Source organism: Sphaerisporangium melleum, assembly GCF_014646695.1.
In the GTDB taxonomy this organism is placed as follows: Bacteria; Actinomycetota; Actinomycetes; order Streptosporangiales; family Streptosporangiaceae; genus Sphaerisporangium; species Sphaerisporangium melleum.
Map to the genome: position 1 here is coordinate 57,090 of NZ_BMNT01000004.1, position 7,437 is coordinate 64,526.

The following is a 7,437-nucleotide window of genomic DNA, read 5'->3' on the forward strand; positions in this document are numbered from 1 at the left end:
GCGGGCCAAGCAGTACGTGAAGTTCACGGTGGACGGCGCCAAGCGCATGCAGCTCCTCATCAATGATCTCCTGAATCTTTCCCGGGTGGGCCGGGTGGGCGGCGAGAAGGCGCCCACCGACATGGAGAAGGTCTTCGACACGGCCGTGGGCAACGTCTCCGCCAAGATCGAGGACATCGGCGCCGAGGTCACCAGCGACTCGCTGCCCACGGTGTACGGCGACCGCGTGCTGCTCACCCAGCTCCTGCAGAACCTCATCAGCAACGCCTTGAAGTTCCGTTCGGAGCGGCCTCCGCGCGTCCACGTCTCCGCCCGGCAGGAGGGGGATATGTGGGAGTTCTCCTGTTCGGACAACGGCATCGGCATCGAAAGCAAGTACGCTGATCGGATCTTCCTGATTTTCCAGCGCCTGCACCCTCGGGACGTCTACCCGGGGACCGGCATCGGCCTGGCACTGTGCAAGAAGATCGTCGAATACCACGGCGGCAAGATCTGGCTCGACGATCCGGACCCCGACCGGCCCGGCACCACCTTCCGCTGGACCTTGCCCGCGACCTCAGGAGAATAGATCGGCATGGAGGATTACCGCTTCATCGACGTCCTGCTCGTGGAGGACGACCCCGGTGACGTCCTGCTGACCCGCGAGGCGTTCGAGCACAACAAGGTGCAGAACAAGCTGCACGTGGTCAGCGACGGCGAGCAGGCCCTGGCCTTCCTGCGCCAGGAGGACCCCTATCCCGACGCGCCCCGGCCCGATCTGATCCTGCTCGACCTCAACCTGCCCCGCAAGGACGGCCGGGAGGTGCTGGAGGACATCAAGGCCGACGAGACGCTCCGTAGCATCCCCGTGGTGGTGCTCACGACCTCCGAGGCCGAGGAGGACATCCTGCGCAGCTACCACCTGCACGCCAACGCCTACGTCGCCAAGCCGGTGGACTTCGACCAGTTCATCAGAGTCGTCCGCCAGATCGATGATTTCTTCGTGACGGTCGTGAAACTGCCAAAGGGCGGTCAACGCCTGTGAATCCAGGGTCCAGCCCGAGCTGGACGTGACGGGAATCACACGGGCCCCGGGGAAAAAGTGAGTGACCGTTGTCACACGAGGGGTACCCACCGTCGTAACGTAGAGCCCCACCGGCACGCGCGCGGCTGTGCGACCGGCGCGAACCACGACGCGCGCGGCATCCAGCCCTACGTGAAAGCCCGGACCCCGCACCTTTGAGACCAGCAGGGGTCCGCGGGAGGTGGAGAGTTCTCCGATGACCCAGACAACGGCCGGCCGGCCGATCAACGAACCGGGGCAGAGGAAGCAGCGGGCGCAGATCTCGGCCCGCACCCTGCGCACGGACCGATGGTGGCTCGCACCGGCCATCACCTTCGCGGCGCTCGCGTCATTCCTCGTCTACGGCTTTTGGGCGATCTTCGACACGAGTTACTTCGTCGAACCCTACATCGCCCCCTTCTCGTCGCCCTGCCTGACGACCGCGTGCCCCGAAGGCGCACGGTTCCTCGGGCTCGCTCCCATCGGCGACTGGTTCGCTCTGCCGCCCGGCTTCCTCATCCTCGGACTGCCGGCCGGTTTCCGTCTCACCTGTTACTACTACCGCAAGGGTTACTACCGCGCGTTCTGGCTCTCGCCGCCCGCCTGCTCGGTGGCCGAGCCGCACAAGAAGTACACCGGTGAGACCCGCCTGCCGCTGATCCTGCAGAACATCCACAGGTACTTCTTCTACGGCGCCATCCTCATCGCCCTGGTGCTCACCTGGGACGCGGTGCTCGCGCTGCGGGACGAGAATGGCAGTTGGGGGCACGTGGGCCTCGGCACGATCATCCTGTGGGTCAACGTGGTGCTGATCTGGTCGTACACGCTGAGCTGCCACTCCTGCCGGCACATCACGGCCGGGCGGCTCAACCACTTCTCCAAGCACCCGGTGCGCTACAAGATGTGGACCTTCGTCTCGAAGCTGAACCGGCGGCACATGCTCCTGGCCTGGCTGTCCATGTACTCGGTCATGATCGCCGACCTCTACGTGCGGCTCGTCGCCAAGGGCATCGTCAACTTCCCGTTCGCGTAAGGAACACCAGTGGATATCGAGCGTCACGAATACGACGTCGTCGTCATCGGAGCGGGCGGCGCGGGCCTGCGCGCGGCGATCGAGGCCCGGCAGCAGGGCAAGCGAACGGCCATCGTCTGCAAGTCGCTGTTCGGCAAGGCCCACACGGTCATGGCCGAGGGCGGCGCCGCCGCCGCCATGGGGAACGTCAACCCCGCCGACAACTGGATGGTGCACTTCCGGGACACCATGCGCGGCGGCAAGTTCCTCAACAACTGGCGGATGGCCGAGCTGCACGCCAAGGAGGCCGCCGACCGGGTCTGGGAGCTGGAGGCCTGGGGCGCGCTGTTCGACCGCACCAAGGACGGCAAGATCAGCCAGCGCAACTTCGGCGGCCACGAGTACCCCCGGCTCGCCCACGTCGGCGACCGCACCGGCCTTGAGCTGATCCGCACGCTGCAGCAGCGGGTCGTCGCCCTCCAGCAGGAGGACCAGGAGCTGCACGGCGACGCCGAGGCGTACATCAAGGTCTTCGCCGAGTGCACGATCACCCGGCTGCTGAAGCAAGGCCCCGAGCCCGAGGCCCCGATCAGCGGCGCGTTCGGCTACTGGCGGGAGACCGGCCGGCTCGTCTGCTTCGACGCCCCGGCCGTGGTGCTGGCCACCGGCGGCATCGGCAAGTCCTACACGGTGACCTCCAACTCCTGGGAGTACACCGGAGACGGGCACGCGCTCGCGCTGCTGGCCGGCGCCAAGCTGATCAACATGGAGTTCATCCAGTTCCACCCGACCGGCATGGTGTGGCCGCCGTCGGTGCGCGGCATCCTCGTCACCGAGTCCGTGCGCGGCGACCGCGGGGTGCTGCGCAACTCCGAGGGCAAGCGGTTCATGTTCGACTACATCCCCGAGGTGTTCAAGGACAAGTACGCCACCTCCGAGGAGGAGGCCGACCGCTGGTACGACGACCAGGCCGGCAACCGCCGCCCGCCCGAGCTGCTGCCGCGTGACGAGGTCGCCCGCGCGATCAACTCCGAGGTCAAGGCGGGGCGCGGGTCACCGCACGGCGGTGTCTTCCTGTCCGTCGTCGGCCGGCTCAGCCCCGCCGAGATCGTCAGGCGGCTGCCGTCGATGCACCACCAGTTCAAGGAGCTGGCGGACGTCGACATCACCAAGGAGGCCATGGAGGTCGGCCCGACCTGCCACTACATCATGGGCGGTGTGGAGGTCGACGCCGACACCGGCGCGTCCTCGGTCCCGGGGCTGTTCGCCGCGGGCGAGGTGTCCGGCGGCATGCACGGCTCCAACCGCCTCGGCGGCAACTCGCTGTCCGACCTGCTGGTGTTCGGCCGCCGCGCCGGCGCCGGCGCGGCGGCGTACCTCGACGGGCTCGCCGCCCGTCCGGTCATCTCCGCGGAGACGCTCCAGGACGCCGAGCAGGAGGCCGTGGCCCCGCTGTCCCGGGCCGGCGGGGAGAACCCGTACGAGGTGCACCACGAGCTGCAGCGCACGATGAACGAGCTGGTGGGCATCATCCGCAAGGCCGAGGAGATGCGGGAGGCCCTGGAGGCCGTCGGGAAGCTCAAGGAGCGCGCGGCCGGCACCGGCGCCCCGGGCGGGCGCATCTACAACCCCGGCTGGCACCTGGCCCTCGACCTGCGCAACATGCTGCTGGTGTCGGAGTGCGTCGCCCGGGCGGCGCTGCTGCGCGAGGAGAGCCGCGGCGGGCACACCCGCGACGACTACCCGGCCATGTCGGCCGAGTGGCGCCGCAAGCTGCTGCGGTGCGCGCTCACCCCGGGTGGCGAGGTCGCCATCGAGGAGGCCGTCCAGCCGTCGATGCGCGACGACCTGATCGCACTGTTCGACCGGGCGGAGCTCAGTAAGTACGTCACCGCCGACGAGCTGGCGGACTACGACGCGCTCGTTAAGGAGTCCTGATGGGGTACAAGGCCAAGTTCCGCGTCTGGCGCGGCGAAGGCGGCGAGGGCAAACTCGAGGACTTCGTCGTCGAGGTGAACGAGGGCGAGGTGGTCCTCGACGTCATCCACCGGCTCCAGGCCACCCAGGCTCCCGATCTCGCGGTGCGGTGGAACTGCAAGGCCGGCAAGTGCGGCTCCTGTTCGATGGAGATCAACGGCAAGCCGCGGCTCGGCTGCATGACGCGGATGTCGACCTTCGAGGAGAACGACACCATCACCGTGACCCCGATGCGGACCTTCCCCGTCATCAAGGACCTGGTCACGGACGTGTCGTTCAACTACCAGAAGGCACGGGAGATCCCTTCGTTCACCCCGCCGCAGGACGTCAAGCCCGGCGAGTACCGCATGCAGCAGATCGATGTCGAGCGGTCCCAGGAGTTCCGCAAGTGCATCGAGTGCTTCATGTGCAACAACGTCTGCCACGTGATCCGCGACCACGAGGAGAACAAGCAGGCGTTCGCCGGGCCGCGGTTCCTGATGCGCATCGCCGAGCTCGACATGCACCCGTACGACGTGGCGGACCGCAAGAACGAGGCGCAGGAGGAGCACGGCCTCGGCTACTGCAACATCACCAAGTGCTGCACCGAGGTCTGCCCCGAGCACATCAAGATCACTGACAACGCGCTGATCCCGATGAAGGAGCGTGTCGTCGACCGCAAGTACGACCCGCTGGTCTGGCTCGGCAACAAGATCTTCAAGCGCTCCGGCTCCTCCCCCGCCAAGTCCGGCTGACCGGCGGGCCCGAGCCACCACGGCGCACGGCGGCGTACCGTCCCGCACGGCCCTCGCGATCGGCACCACCCGCCGAAGCGAGGGCCGTTTCGTGAGCGAACGCACCACCAGGCCCCGCCTACCGCACCTCCGGGCAGGATCAGGCGATGTGTCCAGGCCCTCCGCCTATGCTGTGCACATGCCGATCATGGACGCGGAACTGGCCATCAGCGCGGCGCAGGCGGGAGCCGCCGTCGTACGCGCCATGTACGGCGCGTCGCTCACTCGCATCGAGAAGCCGGCGGGCGACTTCGCCACCGCCGCCGACATCGAAGCGGAGAAAACGATCCGCGAGGTCATCCACACCGCCCGGCCGGACGACGCGATCATCGGCGAGGAGAAGGGGCTTACGGGCTCAGGCGCCGCGAAACGCGTGTGGCTGGTCGATCCGCTGTGCGGCACGCTGAATTACGCGGTACGGAACATGCTGGTCGCGGTGAACGTCGCCCTGCGCGTGGGCGACGAGGTGACCGTGGCCGCCTGCGCCGACCCGTTCACCGAAGAGGTGTTCTGGACGGACGGCCGGCACGCGTACGTCCGCCGTGACGGGAGGGACGAGGAGCTCAAGCCTTCATCGGAATCACAGCTCGTGGACATCAACCTCGATCCGCCCTTCCCCAACGCGCCGGCCTTCCGGGCCGCCCGGCTGCCGGCCGAGCCGCGATTCGCCGAACGGTTCCGTCCGCGTGTCGTCTCCACCACCCTGGCGGTCACCTGGGTGGCTGCCGGCCGCCGAGCCGCGTACGTCACCGACGGCCATCTGCGGGACAGCGTGCACTTCGCCGCCGGGATCGCCCTGTGCCGGGCCGCCGGCTGCACGGTGACCGGAATCCACGGCCGGCCACTGCACACTGGGGCGGGCGGGCTGGTCGTGTCCGCGGACCCGGAGACGCACACCGCGCTGCTGGAGCTCATCGCCGCCCAGTCGTCCCTCTGACCTCTTCCTGACCCCGGCGCCGGCCCTCAGCGGCGCAGACGGCGGAGGATTCGGCATGGTGACCGCTACGAAGCGGTCCGCGCAGGGCCCGGTGCTCGTCGCCGTTGCCGCCCTTATCCGCTGCTAGTGCCGGCTGGGCTGGACTTGTGCCCACCCCGGGCGAACGTCCTGGGGCGGTGAAGGAGCGAAGGTCATGAAGGTTCGGTTGCTCGGCGCCGTCGGCCCACTGGTCCTGACCACGGCGCTGACACTGGCCGGGTGCGGCGCGCCCGCTCCGGGCGCCGGCGTGGCACGGGCGAGCGGCGGCGAGCCTCCGGCCGCCTCGCCGTCGGCCTCCATGAGCCGCAGGGACGCGCAACTCCGGTTCGCCCAGTGCATGCGCGAGCACGGCGTCGACATGAAGGATCCGGCACCGGACGGCCCGATCAGGATCGAGTCCCGCAAGGGGGACCAGCGGAAGGTCGGCGAGGCCCAGGAGGCGTGCAGGCACTTCATGGAAGCCGCGGTCGGCGACCGGATGGGCAAGATCGACCAGAGGGAACTCGACGGGCTGCTCAAGTTCGCCCGGTGCATGCGCGAGCACGGCATCCCCATGGCGGACCCCTCCGCCGACGGCAGGATCGAGATCAGCGTTCCGCCGGACACCCCCGAAGCGAAGGTCAAAGCCGCTCAGGAAGCATGCAAGGAGTTCGCCCCGGGCAACGGCCCGAAATGAGAACGCGTGCGCATCACCCGCCGATCCCATCGGCCACAACACTGCGACGGCGATGCCTTCGCTGAAGGTGCCGGCAGGGGTCAGGACTTGTTCTTGCGGCTGAAGCGGCTGAGGAGGCCGCTGCGGGGCTTGGCGTCCTGGACGGTCGTCCCGGGCATGGGCAGCGGAGCCTGCAGCGTGGCGTCCGGCTTCGCGGTGCCCTCCGGCGCGGGCGTCCACGGCCCCGTGGCGCCCTGCGGCTCCTTGGTCTCTCCCACGGCGGGGAAGGCCGCGGTGCCCGCCACCGCCATGTCGCCGCCGCCCGCCGGGGGCTCCTGGACGCCGTCACGGGGCCACGGGTCGGCCGGACCGGACATCCCGGCCGGCAGCGCGATCGGACCCGGCCGCGCATGCCCCACCGGGCCCTGGTCGAACACGGCGCCGTACGCCTGCGGGTCGTACGCATGCGGGTCCTGCGGGTTCCCGTACCCGAGCGGAGCCGAGGGACCGGAGCCCGGCATGCCGGGGTAGCCCTGCACCGGCACGAAGCTGATGATCGGCGCGTACGCCGCCCCCTCGTGGTACACGGGGTAGCCCGGCATGGGCAGTCCGACGGGGAAGCCGTCACCGCGGTGCCTGCCCGGCGTGCGCGGCCCCGCCTTGCGGATCGCCGCCGCGTGCGCCAGCCGCCGCACCCGCCCCTCGAAGATCAGCACGCCGAGCATCACCAGGACGGCGAGCAGGACGCCGGGAATGGCGAGCTTGCGGCTGAGCGTGAGCTGGTCGTACTCGGGAGTGGCGTTGCGGATCTCGATGGGCACCGAGTCGGGGGTGGGGTCGTCGAAGGACATCGCGTCCAGCGCCTCGGTCTCGCTCTGCGTCGGCGTCGGCGTGGGGGTCGCCAGGGCCAGCGAGAGCATCGGGTCGGGCGCGGGCGTCTCCGCCGGCGTCAGCGGCGTGTCCACCGGCGGGGTCGGCGGGATCACCGGCAGGCTGGACGGC

The 7,437-nt window shown here is 69.3% G+C and carries 7 protein-coding genes and 1 pseudogene; 7 read left to right on the forward strand and 1 reads right to left on the reverse strand.

The genetic code is table 11. The features are described 5' to 3' along the window. The 7 genes from IEY93_RS04460 to IEY93_RS04490 all read left to right on the forward strand — a co-directional run. Nucleotides 1–568, forward strand: a 568-nt coding sequence (locus IEY93_RS04460) for a sensor histidine kinase (RefSeq protein ID WP_268241529.1), incomplete at its 5' end; no start/stop codon positions are given. 6 nt (nt 569–574) lie between these two features. Further along, nucleotides 575–1,024, forward strand: coding sequence for a response regulator (locus IEY93_RS04465; RefSeq protein WP_189161667.1), 450 nt, complete (start codon nt 575–577; stop codon nt 1,022–1,024). Between the two features lie 235 nt (nt 1,025–1,259). Further along, complete coding sequence (gene sdhC, locus IEY93_RS04470) at nt 1,260–2,075, forward strand: succinate dehydrogenase subunit SdhC (RefSeq protein WP_189161668.1); 816 nt, start codon at nt 1,260–1,262, stop codon at nt 2,073–2,075. A gap of 9 nt (nt 2,076–2,084) precedes the next feature. Further along, nucleotides 2,085–3,992: a fumarate reductase/succinate dehydrogenase flavoprotein subunit gene (locus IEY93_RS04475; RefSeq protein ID WP_189161669.1), complete on the forward strand. Its 1,908-nt coding sequence runs from the start codon at nt 2,085–2,087 to the stop codon at nt 3,990–3,992. Next, nucleotides 3,992–4,765, forward strand: coding sequence for a succinate dehydrogenase/fumarate reductase iron-sulfur subunit (locus tag IEY93_RS04480; protein WP_189161670.1), 774 nt, complete (start codon nt 3,992–3,994; stop codon nt 4,763–4,765). Before IEY93_RS04475 ends, IEY93_RS04480 begins: the two co-directional genes overlap by 1 nt. A gap of 178 nt (nt 4,766–4,943) precedes the next feature. Next, nucleotides 4,944–5,741, forward strand: coding sequence for an inositol monophosphatase family protein (locus IEY93_RS04485; RefSeq protein WP_189161671.1), 798 nt, complete (start codon nt 4,944–4,946; stop codon nt 5,739–5,741). Between the two features lie 193 nt (nt 5,742–5,934). Continuing rightward, nucleotides 5,935–6,456 (forward strand): hypothetical protein, encoded by a 522-nt coding sequence (locus IEY93_RS04490; RefSeq protein WP_189161672.1) that lies wholly within the window; start codon nt 5,935–5,937, stop codon nt 6,454–6,456. A gap of 80 nt (nt 6,457–6,536) precedes the next feature. Here IEY93_RS04490 and IEY93_RS04495 read toward each other — a convergent pair. Continuing rightward, nucleotides 6,537–7,437, reverse strand: a pseudogene (locus IEY93_RS04495) (hypothetical protein); the annotation flags it as partial.